A 25,147-nucleotide genomic window follows, 5' to 3' on the forward strand; every position below is an offset into this window, starting at 1 on the left:
TTATAACTCTGATAAGAATTCCATATCGCCCTCACTGAATGCGCTTTCGTTTAAGGATCCATCATGCTCGATATTCACTGGCTCAATACCTTTGTCACTTTAGCGAAATATCAACATTTTGGTAAAACCGCCGCAGCATTACACATGACACAACCCAACGTTAGCTTGCATTTAAAACAGTTAGAGCAAGCAACGCGAGTCAAATTGATTGAACGTAACCCTTTTCAACTGACTCAAGCGGGTGAGCGATTATTGCAAAGTGCAGAGAAAACCTTACTTGAATTACAAGTCTGCCAAGCCGATCTCAATGCCATTAATCATCTTCATCAGGGCACCTTAACCATTGCCGCTAGCGATATCATCTCCCGCTTACTCTTGATTGGCCCTTTTCAGCTCTTTCGTAAAACCTATCCGGGGATCGACCTGTCATTATTTAATACCACCTCTTCACAAGCGGCAGAGCTGGTGAAAACGGCCAAAGCCGATTTGGGATTTGTGATCGCGCAAAAAGAAGAAGCACCTCTGAGTTTTACCGAGCTACGTGAGGTGCAGTGGTGCGCAATCGGCAATGGACTCGCGCAGTGGCAGGCGCAGGCCGCGAATCAAAGCCTAGCGGTTAGCGATCACTCGCAAGTTCCTCTCACCGCGGATGAACCGACGCTTATTCTGCTGGGTCATGATACTCGTACTCGAGATTTAATCGATCTCAGTTTGCCGAAACTGAACCTGCCTAACTATCGCATTATGGAAGTCGGTAGTGTGGATGCACAAATTGACTGGGCAGAAGCGGGGTTCGGAGTCGCGATTGTCCCTACGTTTTCAGTCAATCCGCAAAGGACATTACACACAACGCTTACCCCACTGCCCGACTTTTCTTCCACCAGTTTGGGTTATATCGTGCGCCAAAACCAATTGCTCTCAAGAGCTATCAAACAGTTGCTGGTGTGGGTCGATGAAGAAATCCAAAAATCGCAATCGTTGACTTAATGGTAAAATACCAGCATAAAAATGTGATTCAAGTCACAAATTATTTCATCAAAACGTATTGATAATAATTATCAATTACATCAGTATCCTTGCTCTCATTTTGACAAGGATCAAATTATGCAGTTGAAACCTTTGTTGGCTATTATTCCTCTTCTGTTGACCAGCGCAACTCAAGCAGAAACCGCCGCTCCATCAGAAACCGATGAAACCATCACCGTACATGGGCAGCCCATTCCTACTCATCAACGATTACGCAGTGATTTAGACAAAATGCGTGGTATCGCCAATGCGGATATCTTTTCTGGGATCACCAGCATACAAAGTAATAATATGCATAATGAAGCCGGCGCATTGGATATTGGCATTCGCGGCTTGCAAGGCGAAGGTCGAGTACCGATTTTTATTGATGGCAGCTTGCAATCTACTCACACCTCTCGTGGTTACCAAGGCGTCAGTGACCGAACTTATATTGATACTGACTTACTCAGCACCTTGACGGTTCATCAAGGTGCGACCATGGATAGTTCACCTTACGCTAGCGGCGCTGTTGGCGGCGTGGTTAACGCCACCACGCTAACCATTAACGATGTAATTAAAGATGACAGCTCTTTTGGTGTGATATTTAAAGCTCGGGCCAATAACCATAATCGTACCCCAGAAGTCAGTGGCGATTACCGTCAACAAGGCCGCTATTTATTAGCGAACCGTGACTCTGAATACAAATTTGAACACGGCTCAGCCATGATTGGCCTTGGTTATCAACATGAGTTATTTAGTACCGTACTCGCCTATAGTAAACGCTCAAAAGGCAACCATTTTTCCGGTAAAAATGGCTATGACGATTATCAAGACCCGGTGGTTGGCCCAGGACAAGAAGTGGTTAACACCAGCTTTGAAAGTGATTCGTGGCTCTTAAAATTAGCCACCAACAATCGCACCGCGCATAATGCCGATCTCACCTATCGTTACCACGAACAAAAAGCCGGTGAAGTGCTGGCCGCTTATTGGGAAAAATACGATTATGACCACGAGGGCAACCCGCTACCCGATGGTCAAGAGATGATGCCTCAGTGGGGATTAGGCACAGCGAAAGTCAATACTTATGCCGCCAATTACTACTATCAGCCTGATCATCCTTGGCTAAATCTACACGCCAATGTGTGGTACACCGATGCGAAGCTCGCTCAATATAACGGGCTTTGGGCCGTCGGCACTAACGCCGAGCAGTATTTCCATGGCTACAGCAATGACCGTTCCGGCTTTAGCGTCAGTAATGAGAGCTTACTGACCGAATGGCCTGTGCGTTTAACTTATGGTTTTGCGCAGCAGCAAGAGCGCTTATCGCCTGAAGAAGATGGACAAACGCGTTTTACCCAGAACGTGACCTCTCGTGATGGTAAGCGCCGTGCACAAAACCTGTTTGCTAATGCTGATATTAATTATGCGCCGCTGAAAATAAAATTGGGGCTAAATGTCCATAATGCCAAATCAACCGATCATCAAACTAAGCAACATCTCGATTACAAAGAAAAAGTGGATTTACTGAGTGAACTCACTTATCAGTTGACCCCAAGTACCCAGCTATTTTTGAAATCCTCACGTACTTATCGAATGCCGAGCTTATATGAAACGACACTATCGAATGAGGTATTCAGCTACAATCCTTTCAACCCTCTCAAACCTGAGCAATCGTTCAATAACGAGGTCGGCGTGCAATGGCATAGCACGGATACAATCGCGAGTGGAGATAATCTTCATCTATCAGCGTCTTATTTTAGAAACAGCATTAAAAATTATATTTCTGGTGGGGTATTGCCAAAAACACCGGGAATGTCTGAATGGCGATCTAATTTTACCTTTACCAATTACGATAAAATGCAGCTCTCTGGTTGGGAGCTGAGCGCCAAATATCACTATGCGTGGTTATACGCTCACCTTGCCGCTACCTTATACAGTGAAACCAAAATTTGCTCTACAGACCAAGCGGCATATGCAGAAAGCGAGCGCTGTAATTCTATGGGCTTTGCTTGGGGATTAACCCCAACGCGTATTCCCCCCAAAGAAAACATACACCTCAATCTTGGCACGCAATTTTTTAATAATACCCTTGATACTGGTATCAAGGTCTCTTATCACTCCGGTAAGTCGAATCCAAGTAATTGGTTAGCGGGCACGGGTGCCAGTGCGATTATCGATATCCCAGCGGATTATAAAATTGATCTCTACTCTCAATATGCCTTAAACCCTAACACACAGCTGTTTTTGGCCATTAATAACCTCACTGACCGTTATCAAGTACAACCGGGAGCGGTGATCAGCATGCCCGATCCAGGCAGAACGATTACCCTTGGTGTGGAAGTACACTATTAATCGAGATATCAAATCAAGTGAAGGAGTTACCGCTCCTTAACTTGGCTGTATTTTGATGATTTTTCTTCTTCAAATAGGCAGCGATATTGCTGCCTACTTCAAACAATTAACAGGATTCACACTAAGAAGTTAACTCATCTTAGCGCCAAACACCCCACTCTCCGGTGGTTCCCGGCTCTTCTCCTTTCGTCCACCACTGCGCGGTCCATTCACGCCCTTGGTGAACAACAATATCACCAGCGGTGTATGTTTTGCTCTTTTGCCAAGCGTTATGAGTGTTCACTGGTGGCGGTGTTTGTTTTTGTAATGATAATTGATAGCTAAACTGACCATGTGGCGCAAACACTTGGTTAACATGGATATTTCGGCTATCAAACATATAGTGGTTCATTTCTTGGTGCCAAATGCCAATATACCAATCTCCCGCCTGCTGCTGATTAAACTGACCTGCCAGTTCAACAGGCCAAGTGTGTCTGTTATTGGCAGAAATCTCGAGATGAATATCCGTCAACTCTTGCCCTTGCTGGCTGAAGGTACGAAAACGCACACTATCACCGCTGTCCACTGGTCCAAACCCTGTTGGCACAAAATAACCTAATGCCGTTAAATCTGTCGGTTGCTCAGGTTCACTCGGTTCAGTAGGCGGCGTTGGGGCCTCTCCGCCGACAAAGGTGATATCACTACAGTTATAAAACCCTTCGCCCGCCGGATCAATTCGCTGCCAACGGGTATACAAAATCGCATCACCACTGCGTCCCTCAGGGAAATTGACCGTAAATCGGTATTTTCTATCAGCCCCTACTGCGACATTCCCCGCCTCATCAATTAACTCTAAATCGTCCCATGTCAAAGGTAGACTTGGATCGTACTCTGGTTTCGTTAAGTAAAACTCCCAATAAGAAGGATTATGTGGCACTGCAGCATGAAAAACTAAGTCCAATTGATGATGTTCATTTAGCTGAATCGGTGTTTTCTGCCAATGAGGAGAGACAATATTTAACCCAGCTTTAGCAGCATGACCGGCAGAACAAAGCTGACCATCCGGTATCACTGCTTTCACCTGCTCGAGATCTCGATAACGAGCCACATTAGCAGCCACTTCATTACGCTGCACAAAAGGATAAGCTCCCGATTGATCATAAACCGCTTGGCAAGCCGCATTAGGTATAGCGTTACTCCAAAACCCACCATCTAAATAGCACGTATTTTGCCGCGCACTGGGAAACTCAACCCAGCCATGTGCAAAAGCTAATGAGGGAATAGATAAACTGATACACAAAGTACTCAGGACTAATCGATGTTTCATTGTTCGGTTCCTTCCACTGACGATGTTAGTAATGACCCATGAACTAGGGCGATGTTTTACGATGATCAACCAACTCAACCATCACCATAAAAATGGGCTGTCTTTTTAAACCCAATACGTCCTAAAGCTAGCAAGATTCACTGATAACCCAAGTCAAGGACCACTATCGATGCTCCAAAATACAACCTACCTTCCAAATCTATACTGCTCATACTTTGAACGCTCATTTTCCTACGAGGGACATCAAATTTTATCCTCTCGCCAGATCATCAAACTAAATTGGTCATTGATTCGTTGCAAAGAAAGAACTCTCGAACGAGCAGGTATGGCATCACATTAAACCAATCTAATAAAAACAAAGCTTTATTAGCAAAAACTAAAGATCAAAATGCCATCATTTCGATTATTTATCACTCATAAAAACCAATTAATTATTTGTTTTTATGAGTAAATTAATTGTAACACTTCATTCATCACAGAAATAATTTGCAACATACCTACAATTCTCGAAAAGTTTCGAACGAAAATAAAAAATTATTCGTTCGCTCCATTTTGAATGTTCTATTCCCCCAGCAACCTAATTACATTACGAGGCCATTATGTTTGGGATCTTTAAACCACATGCTCACATTGAGCGGCTATCTTCTGAACGAGTTGATAGCGCCTATTCGCGTCTGCGTTGGCAGCTTTTTATCGGTATTTTTGTCGGCTATGCCGGTTACTACTTAGTCCGTAAAAACTTTAGCTTAGCGATGCCTTATTTGATTGAACAAGGTTTTAGTCGTGGTGATCTGGGGGTCGCACTGGCTGCGGTTTCTATCGCTTATGGACTGTCCAAGTTCTTAATGGGCAACGTCTCTGACCGCTCCAACCCTCGTTACTTTTTAACGGCAGGCCTTGTGTTATCCGCCTTAGTGATGTTCTGCTTTGGCTTTATGCCTTGGGCAACGAGTAGCATTACCGCGATGTTCATTTTACTGTTCTTAAATGGTTGGTTCCAAGGGATGGGCTGGCCTGCCTGTGGTCGAACTATGGTGCATTGGTGGTCACGTAAAGAGCGCGGAGAAATTGTTTCGGTATGGAACGTTGCGCATAACGTGGGTGGCGGGCTGATTGGCCCTATTTTTATCCTAGGCTTATGGGCCTTCAGTGGTGACTGGAAAGCGGCTTTTTACGTTCCGGCTTTCTTTGCCTTGCTGGTCGCGCTATTTACTTGGTTAACCATGCGCGATACTCCACAATCTTGCGGCTTACCACCGATTGAAGAGTATAAAAATGACTACCCAGAAAATTACGATAAATCTCATGAAAAAGAGATGACAGCGAAAGAGATTTTCTTTAAGTACGTTTTTAATAACAAACTGTTATGGGCGATTGCGATTGCTAATGCGTTCGTCTACCTCATTCGTTATGGTGTATTAGACTGGGCTCCAGTTTACTTGCAAGAAGCTAAAGCCTTTACGGTGAATAAATCTTCATGGGCTTATTTCCTCTATGAGTGGGCGGGTATTCCCGGAACCCTACTCTGCGGCTGGATCTCAGATAAAGTCTTTAAAGGTCGCCGCGCCCCGGCAGGTATTCTGTTTATGGTTTTAGTAACCCTAGCCGTATTGGTCTACTGGTTTAACCCAGCCGGTAATCCAACCGTTGATATGCTTGCATTAATCGCTATCGGTTTCTTAATTTATGGCCCAGTAATGCTGATTGGGCTGTATGCGCTTGAATTAGCACCGAAGAAAGCCGCAGGAACCGCAGCAGGTTTGACAGGGCTGTTTGGTTATCTCGGTGGTGCCGTCGCCGCTAACGCCATCTTAGGTTATACGGTTGACCATTTTGGTTGGGATGGCGGATTCTTTATCCTTGTTGCATCGTGCATTTTGTCTATTGTTTGTTTGCTCTATGCCTTTGTCGGAGAAAGAGCCTTCCACAAAGAAAAAGATGCCAGAGAAGCTGCAGAAGCCGCACAATAAACACTGACTGAACCATCTGTTTAACCACATAAGCCCGAAAATACTTCGGGCTTATGTTTTACGATTTGATAAAATTCATTCGTTGGAATGTAAGATTTAAACAACTAAAGATTTTCGTTTAAAAAACTTATCTGGTAAGTTTGCTTAGTTATTGTCCACCCAAAAAGTCAGACTCTTGCGTAAATAGCACCGGTCCATTAAGCAATCTGAATATAGCTCGATCATCCGATCAACCAAAGATGATGATATCACCACATTGAATTTTACCCAGTGTCGGTCCAAGTAGATGAATAGTGCCCGGTAACTCGGGTTGAGCACTCCCATCAAACTTCAACGTTACATGGCCCAGAGTCGCTAAATTGTGGTTGGCTACATCACCGACTGCAGTGACGATATAGGCATGCTCTCCTATTAATAAAGTACTGTCTAAGTTAATACTGCTATTAAGCTGACTATAGTTACGAATAACAAAACAATAATCCTTTACCTCTTGCGGTGCATTTAGGCCAAATAGAATCATCATATGATCTTTCAGGGCATCTAAAGCTTGTTCACCAATATGTTCAATACTCGCGATATACTGGTACATTACTGACTCACTGATAGATAGAAAACGAAACGAACCAAGCCAGTAACACGCTCGGCGCTCCGGTCAAAAAACGAGAATACAGTACAGACGGAACGCCCACTTGTACGGTTTCAGCTTCTGCCTCAGCAAGCCCTAACCCGACTGGAATAAAATCACAACCCGCTTGAGCATTGACCGCAAATAATGCAGGTAAAGCCAGATGAGGTGGAATAGTGCCCATGCCAATTTGTGTTCCTATTAATACCCCTATCACTTGAGCAACAACTGCCCCTGGTCCTAAAAATGGCGATAATAAAGGAAAAGAGCAAATTAATGCCAAGGTAATGAGTCCCAGCGGATTATCCGCCAATGGCGCTAATCCTTGTGCCACAAGATCTCCCAGACCAGAAGCCAAAATAACTCCGATCAACATAGAGACAAAGGCCATGAATGGAAGAATTGTTTTTATGACGGTTTCAATAGTCTCACGGCCAGCTTGATTAAGCGTGGCCATGACGGATCCCATTCCCATACCAATATTGGCTAATAATCCATGACTCTGCTGAGACAGTTTACGATTAATATCAAAATTTGTTTGCTCAAGAGTTGTATTTAACACCACTTGCTCTTCTTGTTGCTCTTCAATCAGCTGAAAACAGTCAGAAGAAACTGAAGAGACATAATTGCCCTCAGTTATATACTCCGCCAAAGGACCACTTTTTCCGGTCGCATGAATATTGAGTGTAGGAATGCCTTTTTTAGGGTATAAACCACAACGCAGTGTTCCTCCACAATCAATCACTACACAAGCGATCTGATCATCGTCAATATGCTGTTTAAAACCATCAATGCTCTCCATCCCGGTTAAGTTGACTATTTCGTCGATAAAAGAGGGTTTCGTACCAGCGGTTATATAAAGGATTTTTTTCTGAGGCTGAATAGGAATAAATAACGGACCGCCCCAACCACCGGATCCAGCATTGACCTGCAGCATCTTCATGAAGGCTTACCATTTTTAATGATTTTCACTTGATCGCTAAGGACTACCCCTTGCTGTTTGGCAACCCACATCGTAGTAAAGTCAGTTACCCATCCACGCACAAAATTACTGACTAAACCGACCAATAAATAAGTAATCGCAAGCGGCCCTAAAGAAAGATCTTGTTGAGTTATCCCAGCAGCAATGCCGAGAAAAATAAAAAGTTCTCCGGGATTAACATGAGGAAACATGCCATTCATTGAATGACATGAATACGATGCCGAGGCGTAAAACGAGGGCTTGTATTTTTCAGGTAAAAAGCGGCCTAAACTCAGCACCATTGGATTACAGAATACAAAAGTCCCAATGGTTGGCAGCAGTAAGTAACGAGAAAGTGGATTAGATGCACTTCTTTGCGCAATGCTCTCTATTCTATGTTGACCAAAGAGACGCATAAGTGTGTTCATTGCAACTAATAAACAAACAAGCAGTGGGAGGACATCCGTGACCATTGTCATGAAAACCTGCCCACCTTTTTCAAACAGACCAATAAACCAATCTGCCCCAAACAGTATCCAGTCCATACATTACTCTCGCCCAACAACTCAGCAGAGAGTGTTCATCTAATTGACAATTTTAAAAAGAGAGAAGAAGGGGAACTGTGAAACTAATCACGAGAATTTTCATTTCAAAAGTAGTAAAACAAAAATGATGTTAACTTTTTATAAATGACGACTCTCCAACACAAATCACGCGGATCCCTTTATGCTCAAGTGACTCCACACATTCGGTTGAAATACGATGATCGGTAATGAGAATATCTATTTTTTCTAAAGGAACCACGACATTAGGGCTACGACGACCAAATTTACTTGAATCTGTTACGACAATAATTTGATTTGCAGCATCGCACATGGCTTGACTGACTTGATAAGCCTCATTGTACGTTGTTGTCCCCTGTTTTAAGTCAAAGCCATCAGCACCAATAAAAAGCTTATCAAATGAAAAATGCTGAAATGCTTGCTCTGCAACTTGACCATGAAAAGAAGCGGACTTACGTCGATAGGTACCACCAGGCATGAGAACGGTATGTTCTGTCTCTAAATCAGCCATCGCATTTACAATGTGCATACTGTTCGTCATCAGAGTCAGTGAGGCTAATCGATCAAAGTGCGGCACCATCTGTAATGTTGTACTACCACAATCTAAAATTATCGATTCACCCTCATGAACAAGGCTAGCAGCCATTTGAGCTATTTGGCACTTCATTTCCAAATTAACGCTTTGCTTCTCATCCATTGAGCGGTCTTCATGATGAACAAGTGGCGTTTGACAGGCTTCGGCAGCACCATAGCGACGAATAACTAAGGCTTCTTCTTCTAATGATCGTAAATCACTTCGAATAGTTGCTCCTGACGTTTTGAAAATTTTTGCCAGCTCATTAACGGATGTTTTACCATGGCGACGCAAAAAATGTAGTAACTGCTCTCTTCTATTATCTAGATTCATATCATTCACTTAACGATTACATTGAGACTAGTTTAACATTAAACTTTCACATTGAAAGAAACAATCCCAGAGCGTTATCGATTACTTTGAAAATGCGACGCTTATCGCTTCTTGCAATTGTTTATCTAAGTGTTTGACTTGCTCATCTTTAATCGGCGATGTTAAGCCAATCAAATCAGGCAACGATTTTGGTCTTGCAAAAATCGTGACTCCCCGCATGACTTTAGCATCGATGATACGCTTATATTCATCTTCGACTAAAACCACAATGGTTCTAGGTTTCCAGCGACTGCGAGTTTTACCAATCTTGACTTGTCCTTGTTTTGCTAGAGATTGCAGCATCCTATTGAATGCTCTGATTTGCAAAAAACCCAGTGCTATCTGCCCACTCCAAGCACACAAAGCCAATACGATTAACCATGTTGTTTCATCCATTTGGTTACCCTCATCATTTAAAAAAAGGGCAAGCAAAGCTCGCCCAAATACCTCAGAAGCATGCTGATACTAAAATCCTGGGGGAGGATTAAAACATCACTTGTCCGCCAGTAATGTTTATCGACTGGCCAGTACAGTATGCTGCACGATCGCTAGCATAAAAGCTTAAAACATTAAGAACATCTTGATAATCACAACCGACTTTTAACGGAACCTTATCAATATAAATTTGTTCCACTTCAGACTCTGCCACTCCCAGTTTCTTAGCATACTGCGGAATCAAAGACTGAAACATCGGACTTTTTAATAAGTTACCCAGCATCAAAGAGTGAACCGTAATCTGATGCTCTGCTAGATCCAGTGCCAATGATTGCGTTAGCCCAACCCCACCAAATTTGGCCGCAGAATAGCCACTGTTATGTTTTGAACCCACTTTACCAGACTTAGAATTAATTTGAATTATGCGGCCTCCTCTCCCTTCTCTAATCATGATCTTAGAAACTTCTCGTGCACATAAGAAATAACCCGTCAGGTTCACGTTAATCGAAAGCTGCCATGCATCGAGTGGAAATTGATCAATTTTGGCCGCGGTTGCGGTTCCTGCGTTGTAAACTAGAAGATCAACGCGCCCAAACCTCTCATCAACTTGCTGAACCATATGACAAACACTCGCTTCATGAGTCGCATCTACCGCAATTCCTATCGCTTTATTATCGCCATATTGCTGACAAATCTGCTCTGCTACCGATCGCGCATTCGACTCATTCAGATCAGCGACAGCGACGGTATAACCTTCCGCTGCTAGCCCTCGAGACAGAAACTCACCTAAAGTTTGGCCACCACCAACCACTAATGCTACTTTATCCATGATTCACTCCAACTTTTTATTTGACATCTTACTTAGAATATAAAACATATAATTAACAAAACGTTATGGCCTAAAAAAGGCAATCTGTTCTCCACAAAGGATTTGTGTAGGCCTCTGCCCATTCACATGAAGACAACCGGGATACTCAGCTTGATCCAATGCATCGAAACGAATCGTTATATGGCCTAATTCAGCTAAATTTTGATTCACTACCTCACCAACCGAAGTAATAGGATAGCGTTGTTGACCAATCATTAAGGTGTAACCAGCTTCAATCGGTGCTTTCAACCTATCGTGACTATGGATAAAGCAGTAATCGGCAGCATCTTGTGGAGCGATTTGGCTGAAGATAATCATCATGTCATCTTCCAAAGCTTCATAGGCAAAAGCACCAATTCGTTCGACTTGTACTTGATAAAGAGCAGACATACATTCGCCTCCTTATTGATAAATAAACATTGAGACAAACCAAGCGAGCATGACGGTTGGAGCCCCGGTCAGAAAACGAGAATACAAGACAGAAGGCACACCAATTTCAACCGTTTTCGGTTTTGCCTCAGCCAAACCTAATCCGACAGGAATAAAATCACAGGCTGCTTGTGCATTGATTGCGAATAACGCCGGTAACGCTAATTGCGGCGGAATATGACCTAACCCAATTTGGGTACCCACTAATACACCGATGACTTGTGCAATCACCGCACCCGGGCCCAAAAAGGGAGATAATAGAGGAAAGGAGCAAATCAGCGCTAAGGTGATTAATCCGAGCGGATTCTGAGCCAACGGTGTCAGAAAATGAGCAATGAAGTCGCCAAGCCCTGACGCCATAATTACCCCAATAAGCATCGAAACAAAGGCCATAAAAGGTAAAATAGTTTTTAAAACGGTATCAATCGTTTCTCGACCAGCTTGGAAAAAGACCGCCATGACAGACCCCATACCGATACCAATTTTGGCCAGTAGCCCATCACTTTGTTGAGTCAGTTTTTTACTCGTATCAAATTTACTCTGGCTTGCATCTTGCTCATCAAGACCATGCGAGATTGTGGCAGACTGTGCATCCTCTCCTTGATACAAATTGATATTTTTTTCTCTAACACCAGAGACATAAATATCTTCAGTGATGTATTGAGCCAAAGGACCGCTTTGCCCTGTGGAGTGAATGTTGATGGTGGGAATGCGTTTTTTAGGGTATAAGCCACAGCGTAAGGTTCCACCACAATCGATGATCGCTACAGCAATTTCATCATCACTAATGGTGGTTTTGAAACCATCGACTGCTTCCCATCCTGTTAGCTCCGCTAGCTTATCGACGATGGCTGGACGTGTACCGCCCGTGATGTAAATAATTTTCTTATTAGGCTCAACCGGTAAACGTAAAGGACCACCCCAACCACCATTACCTTTTTCAATTTGAATGTAATTCATTATCTTCTTCCTCTATTTGAAATGAACTTCACTTTCAAGTTGAACACCTTGTTGCCGTTCAACCATCATGGTGGTGAAATCAGTGACCCATCCGCGGAAAAAATTCGTGACCATCCCAACCAGTAAATAGCTGACAGCCAAAGGACCAAGCGGTAACCCCAATGTCGTTAATCCACTAGCTATACCCAAATAAACAAACAATTCACCTGGGTTAATATGTGGGAAGAGGCCATTCATAGAGTGGCAACTGTACGATGCCGCCGCATAATAAGAAGGCTTGTAACGCTCAGGTAAAAATCGTCCAAGACTTAATGTCATCGGATTACAAAAAATAAAGGTACCGATAACGGGTAGCACTAAGTAACGAGATATCGGGTTTCCTGCACTACGCTGTGCCAAACGTTCAACACGCTCTTGTCCCACAAACTGAATTAAGGCGTTCATTGCCACAAGCAACGCAATTAGCAATGGCAGTATTCCTGTTACCATGCTAACGAAAACATCGCCCCCTTTTTGGAACAGTCCAATAAACCATTCCGCACCATGAATTATCCATTCCATCTTTAGATCCTCATCTAATTGTGACTGTGTCTTACCACGTAGACATACTCCCACCATAACTTTCAAACTAAAAGATAAAACTTTCATCAAATTGAAAGCGATCACAAAAATAAACTTTCACAGTAAAAATAAACAAGATTTGAACTTTCATTTTGTTGGTGGGATTGAAATAATAAGTTGGATACGAAGAAATACTGAGACAGTGACTTTCACTTGAAAGCCATTGGAAATGAGAAATGAAAATGGACAAGAGAAAATGACAATAACCGAACGTATGATTCAATGTGGTAAACAGGTCATTCAACAGGAATTAGAACAAGGATCCCGGCTTCAAAGTAAGCTGGATAAGGAATTTGCCAACAGTTGCATCGCGATACAGCAATGCAAAGGCAAAATTGTTCTTTTTGGTATCGGTAAATCAGGCCATATTGGAAAAAAAATTGCGGCGACCTTCGCTTCTACGGGATCGGCAGCATTTTTTATTCACCCAGCAGAAGCTTTACATGGCGATCTCGGTATGGTGACTGAACACGACTTAGCTATTTTGATTTCTTACTCTGGCGAAGCCAATGAATTTAAAACGATTGTACCTCTACTACTTAACAAACGTATTCCTATCATTGCCATCACAGGACAACGCGATAGTTACCTAGCCAAGCATAGTCACTATCTTTTAGATATTCATGTCGAAAAAGAAGCCTGTCCGCTTGGCCTCGCTCCAACCTCTAGTACTACCAATACCCTATTAATCGGGGATGCGCTTGCTTTAACCGTCATGTCTGAAAAGAATTTCACCGCCGAAGAGTTTGCTTTTTCTCATCCTGCAGGTGCTCTGGGCACACGACTGTTAACACAGGTCCATCAACTGATGACCGATACGCATACTACTGCCTATTGTTCACCACAAACTTGCTTAACCGAAGTCATTGAGATCATGTGCCGGACTGGATTAGGATTAATTGCAGTGGTAGAAGAAGAAAGGATCCAAGGCGTATTCACTGATGGTGATTTACGCCGAGCACTGCATGGCAATGTCTCACTAACCATAGATATCAAACAATTAATGACAAACAAGCCAACGGTGATTATACATTCAACACTATGCCATCAGGCTCTTTCTATTATGCGCCAAAATGAAATAACGGCTTTACCGGTTATTAATGAACAGGGCTACTATCAAGGAGTCATCAATCAACAAACGATCCAACGTGCGGGAATATTCTAATGGCTTTTTTATATCTACCGTATTACTTAAACACTTTCACACTCTGACGGACAACCAGCGTTGGTTCTAGTTGAACCACTTGAGGCTCGCGGCTCTGATTTTTAAGCTTATTTAATAGGGTATCGATCGCTGCCTGACCTAAACGGTATTTGGGCTGATGAATAGTCGTCAGGGAAGGCGTCATAAAATTTGCGATATGAATATCATCATAACCGATGATCGAAAGCTGATCTGGAATAGCGATATGAAGGTCACTGGCGGCATGAATCACCCCCATGGCCATCATGTCATTACTAACAAAAATTGCGCTGGGTAATGGCCCTTTTTTTTGCAATCGATACAGTGCTTGCGCGCCTCCTTCACATTCAAAATCAGACTCAATAATCCAATCAGGATTAATGGTTAAGCCCGCTTCTAACATGGCTCGTTTATAACCTTCATAGCGCATTTGCGCTTGATGACGACTCAGTGGTCCAGTAATACAGCCGATGGATTGATGACCACATTCAATTAAGTACTGGGTCGCCATGTAGCCACCACGTAGCGAGTTATCTTGGATTTTATCACTGGCAAATAACATTGGCCCCCAATCCATAACCACCACTGGAATATCAGGATAGCGCTCAAAGACTTCAATCCGTTCGCCTTCTAAGGTCGAGCACATTAAAATTAAGCCATCGACTCGTTTTTGTAATAGGGTATTGATCGACGCTTTCATACGTTGATTATCCCCTTCGGTATTACATAAGATCAGGCTATAACCTTGTTGATAGCAGCTGCGCTCAACCCCTTTAACGACTTCTCCGAAAAATGGATTGGTCGAGGTAGTCACTAGCATGCCAATGGTACGGGTACGATTCATTTTTAAACTACGCGCCAAAGCCGAAGGCGCGTAATTGAGATCTTTCGCGGCTTTGTTGACTCGCTCGGCAATATCATCACTGACATAGCGAGTCTTATTGATCACATGGCTAACCGTGGAAGTCGAAACCCCTGCAACGCGCGCAATATCTTTCATGGTTGCCATATCATCTTATCCCTTATTGATGCTGAGCTAAAAATTCATCCACTTCTTGGCGAGTCGGAATCGACGTTTGTGCGCCAAAACGGGTGACTGAAATCGCTGCTGCGGCATGAGCAAACTTAATCGCTGATTCTAAAGACATATTCTCTAACAAGCCAGTCACAAACGCACCATTAAAAGTATCACCCGCAGCGGTGGTGTCGGTGGCCGAGACGCGAAAACCGGGGATAAGTTGTCCACGACCATGTTCACTTAACCAAACCCCTTTTGCGCCAAGGGTAATAATAACAATTTCAATGCCTTGCTGATGTAACACTGTTGCCGCTTGCTGGGCTGTAGCATCATCAGTGACGGTAATGCCGGTGAGCACTTGCGCTTCTGTTTCATTGGGGGTGATCACATCAACACAGCTGAGCAAGCTAGAAGGCAACTCACGCGCTGGCGCTGGGTTGAGTACTACCTTTGTTTTCGCTTGTTTAGCGACTTGCGCGGCTTTAATGATGCCGTCAATCGGCGTTTCAAGTTGCATTAACAAGTAGCTGGCGGCACGAATACTTGGTAGGTCATCTTCGATGGCTTCTGCGGTTAATCGGTCATTAGCCTCAGCCGAAAGACAAATGCTGTTTTCTCCACGGTCGGAAACTTGGATCATCGCAATGCCTGTTGGGCAATCAGCTTGTACTTTCACACCACGAATATCCATTCCATCCCGCTTAAAACGTTCACAACTTTCGATACCAAAGGCATCATCACCAACGCAGGCAATAAAACCCACATCCGCTTTTAAGCGCGCGGCGGCAACCGCTTGGTTTGCTCCTTTACCGCCAGGAATGACTTGATAATTTCGGCCATGAAGCGTTTCTCCAGGACGAGGGAAAGTAGGGACTTGTAGAACATGGTCAGCATTGACACTACCTAATACCACCAATTGGTTCATAAGAATTATCCTTCTATAAGATAGAAAACCTCGCCCTATACTCAGAGCGAGGTATACGATACATGAGTTATTGACTGATAATTTTCAGCGGCACAGGAAGATAAGCCTCGACCGTCTGACCTTTGAGGATCTTATCAGCAGTTTCAACCCCTAAAGCGCCAATCATGTCGGGTTGCTGAGCAACCGTTGCCCCTAATTGACCACGCTTTACTGCGGCAATGCCATCCTCAGTACCATCAAAACCAACAATCAAAATGTTTTTACCAGACGCTTGCACCGCGCGCAGCGCGCCCAATGCCATTTCATCATTTTGCGCAAAGACAGCTTGCACGCTTGGGTTTGATGCTAATAGGTTTTCCATGACGTTTAATCCTTTGGTGCGATCAAAGTCAGCAGGTTGGCTGGCAAGCAAAACCATATCACGCTCTTTAACCGCATTCATAAAACCTTGTCCGCGTTCACGAGCCGCCGAGGTGCCGGCGATCCCTTCGAGCTGAATAACTTTGGCTTTTTCGCCAACTTTTTCAACGATAAATTGACCAGCCATCTCTCCGCCCATTACGTTATCCGAAGCGATATGACTGACTACCTCACCACGGCTCGCGCCACGATCCAAGGTTACCACAGGGATATTCGCGCGATTGGCTCGGCGGATAGCGTTTGATACAGCATCGGAGTCGGTTGGGTTAATTAAAATCGCTTTTACACCTCGAACCGTGAGATCTTCTACGTTCGACAGCTCTTTACTCGGATCGTTTTGCGAGTCCAAAACGATCAGGTTATAGCCTAAGTCTTTGGCTTTCGCTTCCGCACCATCTTTCATGGTGACAAAGAATGGATTGTTCAGGGTTGAAACGACAATGGCAATCGTGTCTTTAGCAGAAGCTGAGACCGATACCGATACCGAAGCCGATAACAACGCAGCAGAAATTAACGTCGCAAGTTTTTTCATGTTAATCATCCTTTTTTGTAGGGGGAACCAGACGAAAGCACGCTTACCTCTGGTAGGTTCACGTTTTACTTATTTTTATTGTCCACCAGCACAGCCAGCAATATAACCGCCGCTTTCGCTATCATCTGGTAGTAAGAGGTCACATCGAGTAAGTTCAATGCGTTATTTAAAAAGCCGATGATCAGTGCACCAATTAAGGTACCCATGATCCGACCTTTGCCGCCCATTAAACTGGTGCCGCCTAATACGACCGCTGCAATCGCATCCAGCTCATAGCCCATGCCTGCCGTAGGTTGTGCAGAAGAGAGCCGAGAAGTAACAATGATGCCCGCCAAGGCCGATAACAGACCACAAATGGCGTATACACCGATTTTAACGCGATCAACATTGATACCGGATAAACGCGCCGCCGACTCATTACCGCCCATGGCATAGATATAACGACCAAAACGTGTGTGATTGAGCAAGTACCACGCCGCCGCAAATACCACCACCATCATCCAAACGGGTACAGGAATGCCCAGTGCGTAACCGGTACCAAACCAAGCAAACGCATCAGCGGTATCGGTAAAGCCGGTTGAAATAGGGCGTCCATCGGTATAAACCATGGTGACGCCACGCAGGAGTGTCATGGTGACTAACGTGGCAATAAAAGCTTGTACCTTACCTTTGGCGATGATGATGCCACTGATACCTCCTAGCGCCGCGCCAGCAAGTAAAGCCGTTGGCACCGCCACCATAACCGGAACTTCAAGGGCAATCAGGCTGGCAGCAAACGCACCACATAGGGCCAACACAGAACCAACACTGAGATCAATGCCCGCGGTTAAAATAACTAAAGTCATACCAACCGCAATGATCGCGTTCACTGATGTCTGACGTAAAATATTCAGTATGTTGTCGACGGTAAAAAAGTTGGGATTTAAGAATGACACCACAATGACTAAAAATAGCAGAGCAATCAGTGACTTTTGTTCAATCAACCACGCTTTACTAAACCACTTTTCACCACCGTTGGGCGTCTGATTACTTAGGGTTTTACTATTCATGCTGCTTCCTCGTTCAAGGTTTTGCCAACGGCACACGCTAAAAGATTTTCTTGATTGGCTTGCTTGGCATCAAATTCGCCACTGATCCGGCCTTCATGCATCACTAAAATTCGATCGCTCATACCAAGCACCTCTGGCATTTCCGATGAAACTAAAATGATACTCATCCCTTGCGCTTTAAACTTATTGATTAATTGATAGATTTCTTTTTTTGCACCGACATCAACGCCACGTGTCGGTTCATCCAAAATCAACACCTTCGGTCTGGTCATTAAGCCTTTGGCGATCGCCACTTTTTGCTGATTCCCACCTGAAAGATGACCAATGATCTGGTTGCGAGAAGGGGTTTTTATATTGAACAGTTGAATGAAATCTTCTACCGCAGTCGCTTCTGCGCCATGCTGAATTTGTATGCCCTTGGTCAGTTTATCGAGGGCGCACAGCGACATATTTTCTTTGACTGATAAACCGAGTACCAGACCATCGCCTTTGCGATCTTCTGAGATGTAGGCAATACCATTGGCTAAACCATCTTGCGGGCTAACGGGGTTAATGGTGCGGCCATTAAGATTAATCACACCCCGCTCAGAAGGCAGCGCGCCATAAATCACCTTCATTAATTCGCTACGTCCCGCTCCCATCAAGCCAGAGATACCTAAAATCTCTCCTCGACGCAGGGTAAAGCTGACATCATGAATCCCCGATCCGGTCAAACCTATCACTTCGAGACAAACTTTATTTTCTGGCTCTACGTCAATACGTGGATACTGCTCTTCTAATTTACGCCCAACCATCATTTCAATCAGACCATCTTCATCGGTCTCACTGACTTGGCATTGACCGATGAATTTGCCATCTCGCAACACGGTAATATCATCGCAAATTTCAAAAATTTCTTTTAAACGATGAGAGATATAAACGATGCCACAACCTTGGTCGCGCAATTCATTAATCACTTTAAACAATGAGGCGGTTTCGGTATCCGTTAATGCGTCGGTTGGCTCATCCATGATGATCACTTTAGACTCAAAGGAGAGTGCCTTGGCGATTTCCACCATCTGCTGTTCACCAAGACTCAGCTCACCGAGCAAGGTTTTAGCACTGTGTTTAACATTAAGACGGGCTAACAGCTGATCCGCTTCCGCGTACATCTCTTGCCACAAGATACGACCGAAAGTACTGGTTTTTTCTCGGCCAAGAAAGATGTTTTCTGCAATCGTCAGTTGCGGGATCAGGTTTAACTCCTGATGAATAATACTGATCCCCGCTTGCTGAGAATCCCTAGGGCCTTTGAAACTGGCTGGTTGACCTTGATAGTCTATGGTGCCAGCATCTTTGCTGTAGATCCCCGTCAATACTTTCATTAATGTCGATTTACCAGCGCCATTTTCTCCCATCAAGGCCATGACTCGACCTGGATAGACGTTTAAACAAGCTTGATCAAGCGCCTTCACACCAGGAAAAGCTTTATCAATCTGACTGAGAGCTAAAATCGGTTGAGTCATCACTCCTCCTCATCGTTAAATCACAACATCGAACGCTAAAACACCACGCCCGATTGAAAAATCACATTGGCATAAGGTGTACACTCACCGGTTCTTACCACCGCGCGGCTGGCAACCGTACGAGTTTTAAACTCATCATGACTAAGATACTCAATCGCAATAGGTTGACCTGTTTCCTGTTGCTCGCGGTGTAACTCCGTGAGTAGTGCGCTATGTAAATCAGGACTGACTTGAGCAAACTCGTTAGCCAGTAGCACCACTTGCACTTGCATTTCGCTGAGGATGACGCGCACCGTATCCAAAAAACTCGGGATACCCTGCGTTAAAGCTAAATCGATTCGCTGTACAGACTCGTCAATCGGTAAACCAGCATCGCCAATCGTAATTTCATCGGTATGACCTAACGTTGCCACTAGATAAGAGAGCTCGGCGTTTAATAGCGTACTTTTTTTCATTATTTGACCTTTATTTCAGTGCACGTTGAGGTGAAGCTAGGACCCATCTCGACCGTTTATTATTGACAAAACACTCATCGAAACGTTTCGATAGCATAATAACGCCACTTTTTTGCTTTGCATCTAGATTAAAATCAGACTGTGAGTTGGATCGTTTTATCGATATTTGATGATGGATAAACAGTGAGAATGATCACTGAGATTTTTATTAGCCAATCAATGATCGGCTGAGTCATATCCGCAATTGCCGTAGGAAAAACAGAAAAATGACCAGAAAGCATGGCTTGTTCTAGGGCGACTTAGGTATCATGACTTACGTTTTCTTTATCGGTAGATCAACAATGAAAAAATTAGCGTTATTAGTGCTCAGTACTTTGGCTCTCACTGCTTGTGAAAACGAAGTAGGTACTAGCTCTTGGTGCCAAGAGATGCGTGAAAAACCTAAAGGTGAATGGAGCGCCCAAGGAGCGGTGGATTTTGCTAAACACTGCGTATTACAAACTGAAGTGGGCAGTCAAGAGTGGTGTGAGGATATGCAAGAGAAACCAAAAGGCGATTGGACAGCCAATCAAGCCACTTCATACGCGAAACACTGTATTTTTTAGTTTCTCGGACACTAAAAATAGGATGAAAAGATGCTCACTACTGGCGGGCATCTTTTGGAGAATCCATGACGACCATAGTGCTAATGGATTTTACCGTTAGGCATTCACCTAACACATCCGCATGAAAGCGCTTATAAGCACTGAGATCTTTAGTCTCAACACGAAGTAAGTACTCATTCATTCCAGTAATGTTATGACACTCCACCACCTCTTTAGCAAAGCGTACGTGCTCTTCAAAACTGAGTTGTGCCTTTTTGGTATGGCTATTCAAACCAATCGCAACATACGCCACAAACCCAATATCAAGTTGGCTTTTATCGACGATCACTCGATAACCCTTAATGACTTTCTTGCGCTCAAGCTCTTGCACTCGCCTTAGTGTCGCTGAGGGTGATAACCCTACCCGCTCGGCAAGCTCGACATTAGAGATCCGCCCATCCGCCTGAAGCGCTTGCAATATTCTTTCGTCAAATCTATCCATAAGTCATTTTTATTGCTAATTGAAGTCATTAAAAACAAATATAAACACAATATTGCCCAACAATACCATTATTATTTTCTCATCATTTACTTAACAAGAGCCGCTCATGGATTACACACAATGGGGACCACTCATCGCATTCGCGTTTGTTTCTACTTTTTCACCCGGTCCAAATAACATCATGCTCATGACCTCAGGAGCCAACGTCGGATTTGTACGGACCATTCCTCACATGCTGGGCATTATTTTAGGATTCAGTATCATGGTGCTGCTGGTTGGTGTTGGACTCACCGAACTGTTTCATCGTTATCCAATGCTACAATACGGACTGCAAATCATCTGCACCGCCTACTTAGTCTATTTAGCCGTAAAAATAGCCTTGAGTAACCCCTCACAAACAACGCAGCGTTATCAACCGATGACCTTTACTGCTGCGGCACTCTTTCAGTGGGTGAATCCGAAAGGCTGGTCAATGGCGCTCACCGCTGTAAGTGTGTTTAACCAACAGGCAAGTTGGATACAATTAATGGTCATCGCCTTGGTATTTGCGATGGTCAATATACCATCGGTAAGCGTCTGGACGGTGGCCGGTAAGCAGCTAAGCCAGTGGATGAATCATCCGCGCTATGTCCGTTGGTTTAATGGTGCCATGGGCGGATTATTGCTGCTGTCTGTGTTACCGATGCTGTAAATAGGTTGTTTTGCTCAAGCTTAGGGAGAAATACTGACTTTTTACGCCGAGCGCAGTAAACTCTCCCTTGTTTTTAACCACCGTTGTCTTCACTATGCCTGCCGATTGCTTTACCCCATTTATCACTGACATTACTAATATCTCATTACCTGAACGCTTCACTTATCCGTTTTGTTATCAGCCGCATCCTTTAGCGCTGATTGCCACCAAACAGTTACAAACTCATCTAACAACACAAAATGATTGGGTTCACCCTTTTGGCATTGAGCAACACAGCGACGGTCACGGAAAAATGTTTGGCGTTTTAGTGGTGAAAAATGCTCAACAGCAATTGGGATATCTCGCTGCGTTTTCTGGTCAGCTCGCCGAGCAAGATCATCTCCCCGGTTTTGTACCGCCAGTGTTTGATCGTTTTACGCAGACGGAATTTTTTAGCGCAGAAGCCAACCATATCGCCGAAATAAATCAGCAAATTAAGCAGCTAATGAACTCGGAGCCGCGCAATGCTCTCATCGAGGCTTTACAGACCTGCCAAGAGCAAGCGAATCAAGCGATTAGCGCGCAACAAAAAGCAATGATCGATAGCCGAGCGCAGCGAAAACAACAGCGCGCCACAGCGACCAGCCAAGCAACAAAAGCGGAACAACAAGCGCTGTTCAACCAACTTGCCCAGCAAAGCGTGCAAGAAAAATGGCAATTAAAACAGCTTAAGCTTGAATGGCAGCAAAAAATCGCCGCGTTAGATGAAGAACTTAACCAGCTCAATCAGACCATCACAACGCTTAAACAAGAGCGTAAGCAACGTTCAGCGCGCTTACAATATCAGCTCTTTTCTCATTATTTTTTTCTCAATCAGTACGGAGAGAAAATAAACCTTAATGCTATTTTTGCCGAGTGTGCCAACCCCGTTCCTCCAGCAGGAGCTGGGGAATGCGCGGCACCGAAATTACTGCATTATGCTTTTCAGCACCAATTAACCCCGATTGCGTTAGCAGAATTTTGGTGGGGTAGCTCACCGAAATCGGAGATCCGCCAGCACGGTAAGTTTTATCCTGCATGCCAAAGTAAGTGCCAACCGATTTTGGCACACATGCTCAAAGGTATGCCGTTAGAGGATAATCCCTTATTAGTGAATCCTGCCGAGGGAAAACAAATTGAGATCGTCTACCAAGATGAGGCGATAGTCGTTATCAACAAACCTGCTGAGTTTTTATCTGTGCCGGGAGTGAACATCAAAGATTCCGCTTTCACCCGCTTAGCAGAGCAATTTCCTAACTGTGAAGGTCCGTTTGTCTTGCATCGCTTAGATATGTCGACATCCGGGCTATTAGTCTTTGCCCTAACGCGTCGCGCGAATAAATCGCTGCAAAAGCAATTCATCACTCGGCAAATTGACAAGCAGTATGTGGCTCTATTATCCGGTGAACTTGAGCACGATAGCGGTGACATCGCGCTGCCTCTGGCCTCGGACCTAGACGATAGACCTAGACAAAAGGTCTGCTTTGAGACGGGAAAATCGGCGCAGACACGGTGGGAAAAGGTAGCGATTGAACAAGGCCAAACCCGAGTAAATTTATACCCTCATACGGGACGAACCCATCAGTTGCGCGTCCACTGCGCTCATCCTGATGGATTGGGTTTTCCTATCGTTGGTGATGATCTGTATGGGCAAGCCGCTGAAAGACTGTGTCTACATGCTCAGAAGTTAAGCTTTTATCATCCCTATCATCATCAAAAAATGACCTTTGAAGTGCCAGCAGACTTTTGATTACAGACTTGAGCCTTTGGTCGCGGGTTTTATCTCTTTGTGGATTTTCGTGTTTTTGGTTTCCTTGGCGTCAACTGCATCGACTAATTGAGTGACGTTTTCACCTGCAGCAGGGTGAGTCATGCCATTAAAACGTCCACCTTGTTCAATACTCAAATCGTCAGTATACAGAGTGCCATTAACCACCCCTTTACTTAAAATCTCGATTTTGTCGGCGTGACAAGTGCCTTCAAATGCACCGTTAATGATCACATGTTGCGCAAAAATATCACCATTTACCGCGCCACTTTCACTAACCACAATGGTCTTAATAACATGCAGTTGTCCATCGACAAGACCATCGATTTGAATATTGTCTTCTAACCGGAGTTGTCCGCTAATTGAACAGCCTTTTGCGATGAGAGTTGTAGCTGCGCGCTGACTCTGAGTTCGACTTTGTTTACTAAAGATTCCCATCGAATACCTCTTACTTGACTAAATAAACTTTCAAAATCATTAATTCCCCAATCGACAAAAGGTTTGGGATCTAATGGTCGACCAACAAAACGCACTTCATAATGTAGATGAGGCCCAGAAGAGAGACCGGTATTACCCGAATAAGCAATCAGATCGCCCTTTTGTACAAAATCGCCACTTTTCACCGCAAACTTTTGTAAGTGCGAATAAGAGCTTGAAAAACCATAAGCATGTTGTAAGCGCAAAAAGTTACCCGAACCTTGATTACTCGCCCGAGTGACTTCCACCACCCCATCCGCTGGCGCGTAGACAGGAGTACCAATATTGACCGCGAAATCTTGCCCACGGTGGAATAAAACGTTGCCTGTCACAGGATGAGTTCGCTTACCGTACCCTGACGAAATTCGAGCTTCATGAACAGGAGCACCACTGGGGATTTGGGTTAACATCACCATTCTGACCGAAGAAGTAATCGCAGCCGTGTCTAAACGAGATTCTAATTCCGCACCACTGTCTTCTACCCCTAAGACTTTTTCGAGATCGCCTAATCGATCGGCAACCAACTGCATTTTTTCTTCACGCTCTTGTAAATCATGTTCTAGATTATTTTTTAGTTCTTGCAGTGAAGATAGCTCGCCCAGTAATGAAGAAGATTGATTCTCTAATTCTTGCTGCTTTAATTTGGCAAAATCCACTTCACTGGACAAGTAATAAATCACTCCGCCAATGGTGAGCAACGCAGCTAAAGCAGTATAACCCACTGTTTTTAAAACATGCCGATACCACTTACCTAAATGGAAGTGTCGCGTGCCGTGGATAGATGAAACAGAAACGGTAACCTTTTCTTTCATTGATTCTATTAATACTAAGGTGGAATTCTTTGATTCTAGCAGGTAACCCGCCATGACTAAACGTTTTGCTTGATTGGACTACCCTAGGTTAAGCAGCTTCTGACATGGATCTCTTTTTTATTTTTATAATAAGTAGCGATAAATTACCTCTCTGTCTGACACTGATA

Annotated in this window: 26 protein-coding genes; 7 read left to right on the forward strand and 19 right to left on the reverse strand. The window is 44.1% G+C overall.

Going from position 1 to position 25,147, the window contains the following annotated elements:
* Positions 1-63: 63 nt before the first annotated feature.
* Together CAG60_RS15190 and CAG60_RS15195 are read left to right on the forward strand one after the other, a co-directional pair.
* The gene (locus tag CAG60_RS15190; protein ID WP_161439325.1) at positions 64-987 is read left to right on the forward strand and encodes a LysR family transcriptional regulator; all 924 of its coding nucleotides are present in this window, start codon (positions 64-66) and stop codon (positions 985-987) included.
* Between the two features lie 117 nt (positions 988-1,104).
* Complete coding sequence (locus CAG60_RS15195) at positions 1,105-3,357, forward strand: TonB-dependent receptor domain-containing protein (RefSeq protein WP_161439326.1); 2,253 nt, start codon at positions 1,105-1,107, stop codon at positions 3,355-3,357.
* Between the two features lie 139 nt (positions 3,358-3,496).
* Here the strand turns inward: CAG60_RS15195 and CAG60_RS15200 are convergent, their stop codons facing one another.
* Complete coding sequence (locus tag CAG60_RS15200; RefSeq protein WP_161439327.1) at positions 3,497-4,663, reverse strand: lytic polysaccharide monooxygenase; 1,167 nt, start codon at positions 4,661-4,663, stop codon at positions 3,497-3,499.
* 599 nt (positions 4,664-5,262) lie between these two features.
* Between CAG60_RS15200 and glpT the strand changes: the two genes are divergently transcribed.
* A complete protein-coding gene (gene glpT / locus CAG60_RS15205) occupies positions 5,263-6,633 on the forward strand; it encodes a glycerol-3-phosphate transporter (RefSeq protein ID WP_004396883.1) in 1,371 nt (456 codons plus the stop codon).
* 229 nt (positions 6,634-6,862) lie between these two features.
* Here glpT and CAG60_RS15210 read toward each other — a convergent pair whose 3' ends face one another.
* From CAG60_RS15210 to srlA (CAG60_RS15250), 9 genes are all read right to left on the reverse strand, one after another.
* Complete coding sequence (locus tag CAG60_RS15210; RefSeq protein WP_158137148.1) at positions 6,863-7,222, reverse strand: PTS glucitol/sorbitol transporter subunit IIA; 360 nt, start codon at positions 7,220-7,222, stop codon at positions 6,863-6,865.
* A 7-nt stretch (positions 7,223-7,229) separates the two neighbouring features.
* On the reverse strand, positions 7,230-8,201 hold the full coding sequence (gene srlE / locus CAG60_RS15215; RefSeq protein WP_161426144.1) for a PTS glucitol/sorbitol transporter subunit IIB: 972 nt from the start codon (positions 8,199-8,201) through the stop codon (positions 7,230-7,232).
* Positions 8,198-8,764, reverse strand: coding sequence for a PTS glucitol/sorbitol transporter subunit IIC (gene srlA / locus CAG60_RS15220; protein ID WP_161439328.1), 567 nt, complete (start codon positions 8,762-8,764; stop codon positions 8,198-8,200). Before srlA (CAG60_RS15220) ends, srlE (CAG60_RS15215) begins: the two co-directional genes overlap by 4 nt.
* A 130-nt stretch (positions 8,765-8,894) precedes the next feature.
* Positions 8,895-9,689 (reverse strand): glucitol operon DNA-binding transcriptional repressor SrlR, encoded by a 795-nt coding sequence (srlR, locus tag CAG60_RS15225; protein ID WP_161439339.1) that lies wholly within the window; start codon positions 9,687-9,689, stop codon positions 8,895-8,897.
* Positions 9,690-9,770: 81 nt separating this feature from the next.
* The gene (locus tag CAG60_RS15230; protein ID WP_161439329.1) at positions 9,771-10,124 is read right to left on the reverse strand and encodes a transcriptional regulator GutM; all 354 of its coding nucleotides are present in this window, start codon (positions 10,122-10,124) and stop codon (positions 9,771-9,773) included.
* 88 nt (positions 10,125-10,212) lie between these two features.
* Positions 10,213-10,992, reverse strand: a complete 780-nt coding sequence (gene srlD, locus CAG60_RS15235) for a sorbitol-6-phosphate dehydrogenase (protein WP_161439330.1) — start codon at positions 10,990-10,992, stop codon at positions 10,213-10,215.
* 63 nt (positions 10,993-11,055) lie between these two features.
* The gene (locus tag CAG60_RS15240; protein ID WP_158137154.1) at positions 11,056-11,421 is read right to left on the reverse strand and encodes a PTS glucitol/sorbitol transporter subunit IIA; all 366 of its coding nucleotides are present in this window, start codon (positions 11,419-11,421) and stop codon (positions 11,056-11,058) included.
* 12 nt (positions 11,422-11,433) lie between these two features.
* Positions 11,434-12,420, reverse strand: a complete 987-nt coding sequence (gene srlE, locus CAG60_RS15245; RefSeq protein ID WP_158137155.1) for a PTS glucitol/sorbitol transporter subunit IIB — start codon at positions 12,418-12,420, stop codon at positions 11,434-11,436.
* Positions 12,421-12,432: 12 nt separating this feature from the next.
* Complete coding sequence (gene srlA, locus CAG60_RS15250; protein WP_072670876.1) at positions 12,433-12,981, reverse strand: PTS glucitol/sorbitol transporter subunit IIC; 549 nt, start codon at positions 12,979-12,981, stop codon at positions 12,433-12,435.
* Between the two features lie 256 nt (positions 12,982-13,237).
* Between srlA (CAG60_RS15250) and CAG60_RS15255 the strand changes: the two genes are divergently transcribed.
* A complete protein-coding gene (locus CAG60_RS15255) occupies positions 13,238-14,206 on the forward strand; it encodes a KpsF/GutQ family sugar-phosphate isomerase (RefSeq protein WP_161439331.1) in 969 nt (322 codons plus the stop codon).
* Positions 14,207-14,228: 22 nt separating this feature from the next.
* Here the strand turns inward: CAG60_RS15255 and CAG60_RS15260 are convergent, their stop codons facing one another.
* The 6 genes from CAG60_RS15260 to rbsD all read right to left on the reverse strand — a co-directional run bounded on the left by CAG60_RS15260 (position 14,229) and on the right by rbsD (position 20,128).
* Positions 14,229-15,233 carry a substrate-binding domain-containing protein gene (locus CAG60_RS15260; protein ID WP_161439332.1) on the reverse strand — a complete coding sequence of 335 codons (1,005 nt, stop codon included), beginning with the start codon at positions 15,231-15,233 and terminating at the stop codon, positions 14,229-14,231.
* A gap of 13 nt (positions 15,234-15,246) precedes the next feature.
* The gene (rbsK, locus tag CAG60_RS15265) at positions 15,247-16,167 is read right to left on the reverse strand and encodes a ribokinase (protein WP_161439333.1); all 921 of its coding nucleotides are present in this window, start codon (positions 16,165-16,167) and stop codon (positions 15,247-15,249) included.
* A gap of 67 nt (positions 16,168-16,234) precedes the next feature.
* Positions 16,235-17,119 carry a ribose ABC transporter substrate-binding protein RbsB gene (gene rbsB, locus CAG60_RS15270; protein WP_161439334.1) on the reverse strand — a complete coding sequence of 295 codons (885 nt, stop codon included), beginning with the start codon at positions 17,117-17,119 and terminating at the stop codon, positions 16,235-16,237.
* Between the two features lie 65 nt (positions 17,120-17,184).
* Positions 17,185-18,168 carry a ribose ABC transporter permease gene (gene rbsC / locus CAG60_RS15275; protein ID WP_161439335.1) on the reverse strand — a complete coding sequence of 328 codons (984 nt, stop codon included), beginning with the start codon at positions 18,166-18,168 and terminating at the stop codon, positions 17,185-17,187.
* Positions 18,165-19,673, reverse strand: a complete 1,509-nt coding sequence (gene rbsA / locus CAG60_RS15280; protein WP_161439336.1) for a ribose ABC transporter ATP-binding protein RbsA — start codon at positions 19,671-19,673, stop codon at positions 18,165-18,167. The genes rbsC and rbsA overlap by 4 nt, the downstream gene beginning before the upstream one ends.
* Before the next feature lie 35 nt (positions 19,674-19,708).
* Positions 19,709-20,128, reverse strand: coding sequence for a D-ribose pyranase (rbsD, locus tag CAG60_RS15285; RefSeq protein ID WP_161439337.1), 420 nt, complete (start codon positions 20,126-20,128; stop codon positions 19,709-19,711).
* Between the two features lie 341 nt (positions 20,129-20,469).
* Between rbsD and CAG60_RS15290 the strand changes: the two genes are divergently transcribed.
* Positions 20,470-20,733 (forward strand): DUF3012 domain-containing protein, encoded by a 264-nt coding sequence (locus tag CAG60_RS15290; RefSeq protein ID WP_158137160.1) that lies wholly within the window; start codon positions 20,470-20,472, stop codon positions 20,731-20,733.
* Between the two features lie 37 nt (positions 20,734-20,770).
* Here CAG60_RS15290 and CAG60_RS15295 read toward each other — a convergent pair whose 3' ends face one another.
* Entirely contained in the window at positions 20,771-21,214 is a 444-nt protein-coding gene (locus CAG60_RS15295) for an Lrp/AsnC family transcriptional regulator (RefSeq protein WP_040905225.1), read from the reverse strand.
* A gap of 106 nt (positions 21,215-21,320) precedes the next feature.
* Here CAG60_RS15295 and CAG60_RS15300 point away from each other — a divergent pair, with 106 nt between their 5' ends.
* Together CAG60_RS15300 and CAG60_RS15305 are read left to right on the forward strand one after the other, a co-directional pair.
* Positions 21,321-21,905 (forward strand): LysE family translocator, encoded by a 585-nt coding sequence (locus tag CAG60_RS15300; RefSeq protein WP_161439338.1) that lies wholly within the window; start codon positions 21,321-21,323, stop codon positions 21,903-21,905.
* A 94-nt stretch (positions 21,906-21,999) separates the two neighbouring features.
* Positions 22,000-23,673, forward strand: a complete 1,674-nt coding sequence (locus CAG60_RS15305) for an RluA family pseudouridine synthase (RefSeq protein WP_161439340.1) — start codon at positions 22,000-22,002, stop codon at positions 23,671-23,673.
* On the opposite strand, the gene CAG60_RS15310 is transcribed toward CAG60_RS15305, so the two are convergent.
* Entirely contained in the window at positions 23,674-24,129 is a 456-nt protein-coding gene (locus CAG60_RS15310; protein WP_072670865.1) for a bactofilin family protein, read from the reverse strand.
* A complete protein-coding gene (locus CAG60_RS15315; protein ID WP_004396872.1) occupies positions 24,033-24,980 on the reverse strand; it encodes a M23 family metallopeptidase in 948 nt (315 codons plus the stop codon). Before CAG60_RS15315 ends, CAG60_RS15310 begins: the two co-directional genes overlap by 97 nt.
* Positions 24,981-25,147: the final 167 nt, after the last annotated feature.

It is taken from the genome of Vibrio sp. V33_P6A3T137, from assembly GCF_009904835.1.
In the GTDB taxonomy this organism is placed as follows: Bacteria; Pseudomonadota; Gammaproteobacteria; order Enterobacterales; family Vibrionaceae; genus Vibrio; species Vibrio metschnikovii.

What these genes read in the sequence shown, in the direction of transcription:
- CAG60_RS15190 (WP_161439325.1), top strand. Translation starts at nt 64, where the DNA reads ATGCTCGATATTCACTGGCTCAATACCTTTGTCACTTTAGCGAAATAT.
- CAG60_RS15195 (WP_161439326.1), top strand. Translation starts at nt 1,105, where the DNA reads ATGCAGTTGAAACCTTTGTTGGCTATTATTCCTCTTCTGTTGACCAGC.
- CAG60_RS15200 (WP_161439327.1), bottom strand. Translation starts at nt 4,663, where the DNA reads ATGAAACATCGATTAGTCCTGAGTACTTTGTGTATCAGTTTATCTATT.
- glpT (WP_004396883.1), top strand. Translation starts at nt 5,263, where the DNA reads ATGTTTGGGATCTTTAAACCACATGCTCACATTGAGCGGCTATCTTCT.
- CAG60_RS15210 (WP_158137148.1), bottom strand. Translation starts at nt 7,222, where the DNA reads ATGTACCAGTATATCGCGAGTATTGAACATATTGGTGAACAAGCTTTA.
- srlE (WP_161426144.1), bottom strand. Translation starts at nt 8,201, where the DNA reads ATGAAGATGCTGCAGGTCAATGCTGGATCCGGTGGTTGGGGCGGTCCG.
- srlA (WP_161439328.1), bottom strand. Translation starts at nt 8,764, where the DNA reads ATGGACTGGATACTGTTTGGGGCAGATTGGTTTATTGGTCTGTTTGAA.
- srlR (WP_161439339.1), bottom strand. Translation starts at nt 9,689, where the DNA reads ATGAATCTAGATAATAGAAGAGAGCAGTTACTACATTTTTTGCGTCGC.
- CAG60_RS15230 (WP_161439329.1), bottom strand. Translation starts at nt 10,124, where the DNA reads ATGGATGAAACAACATGGTTAATCGTATTGGCTTTGTGTGCTTGGAGT.
- srlD (WP_161439330.1), bottom strand. Translation starts at nt 10,992, where the DNA reads ATGGATAAAGTAGCATTAGTGGTTGGTGGTGGCCAAACTTTAGGTGAG.
- CAG60_RS15240 (WP_158137154.1), bottom strand. Translation starts at nt 11,421, where the DNA reads ATGTCTGCTCTTTATCAAGTACAAGTCGAACGAATTGGTGCTTTTGCC.
- srlE (WP_158137155.1), bottom strand. Translation starts at nt 12,420, where the DNA reads ATGAATTACATTCAAATTGAAAAAGGTAATGGTGGTTGGGGTGGTCCT.
- srlA (WP_072670876.1), bottom strand. Translation starts at nt 12,981, where the DNA reads ATGGAATGGATAATTCATGGTGCGGAATGGTTTATTGGACTGTTCCAA.
- CAG60_RS15255 (WP_161439331.1), top strand. Translation starts at nt 13,238, where the DNA reads ATGACAATAACCGAACGTATGATTCAATGTGGTAAACAGGTCATTCAA.
- CAG60_RS15260 (WP_161439332.1), bottom strand. Translation starts at nt 15,233, where the DNA reads ATGGCAACCATGAAAGATATTGCGCGCGTTGCAGGGGTTTCGACTTCC.
- rbsK (WP_161439333.1), bottom strand. Translation starts at nt 16,167, where the DNA reads ATGAACCAATTGGTGGTATTAGGTAGTGTCAATGCTGACCATGTTCTA.
- rbsB (WP_161439334.1), bottom strand. Translation starts at nt 17,119, where the DNA reads ATGAAAAAACTTGCGACGTTAATTTCTGCTGCGTTGTTATCGGCTTCG.
- rbsC (WP_161439335.1), bottom strand. Translation starts at nt 18,168, where the DNA reads ATGAATAGTAAAACCCTAAGTAATCAGACGCCCAACGGTGGTGAAAAG.
- rbsA (WP_161439336.1), bottom strand. Translation starts at nt 19,673, where the DNA reads ATGACTCAACCGATTTTAGCTCTCAGTCAGATTGATAAAGCTTTTCCT.
- rbsD (WP_161439337.1), bottom strand. Translation starts at nt 20,128, where the DNA reads ATGAAAAAAAGTACGCTATTAAACGCCGAGCTCTCTTATCTAGTGGCA.
- CAG60_RS15290 (WP_158137160.1), top strand. Translation starts at nt 20,470, where the DNA reads ATGAAAAAATTAGCGTTATTAGTGCTCAGTACTTTGGCTCTCACTGCT.
- CAG60_RS15295 (WP_040905225.1), bottom strand. Translation starts at nt 21,214, where the DNA reads ATGGATAGATTTGACGAAAGAATATTGCAAGCGCTTCAGGCGGATGGG.
- CAG60_RS15300 (WP_161439338.1), top strand. Translation starts at nt 21,321, where the DNA reads ATGGATTACACACAATGGGGACCACTCATCGCATTCGCGTTTGTTTCT.
- CAG60_RS15305 (WP_161439340.1), top strand. Translation starts at nt 22,000, where the DNA reads ATGCCTGCCGATTGCTTTACCCCATTTATCACTGACATTACTAATATC.
- CAG60_RS15310 (WP_072670865.1), bottom strand. Translation starts at nt 24,129, where the DNA reads ATGGGAATCTTTAGTAAACAAAGTCGAACTCAGAGTCAGCGCGCAGCT.
- CAG60_RS15315 (WP_004396872.1), bottom strand. Translation starts at nt 24,980, where the DNA reads ATGAAAGAAAAGGTTACCGTTTCTGTTTCATCTATCCACGGCACGCGA.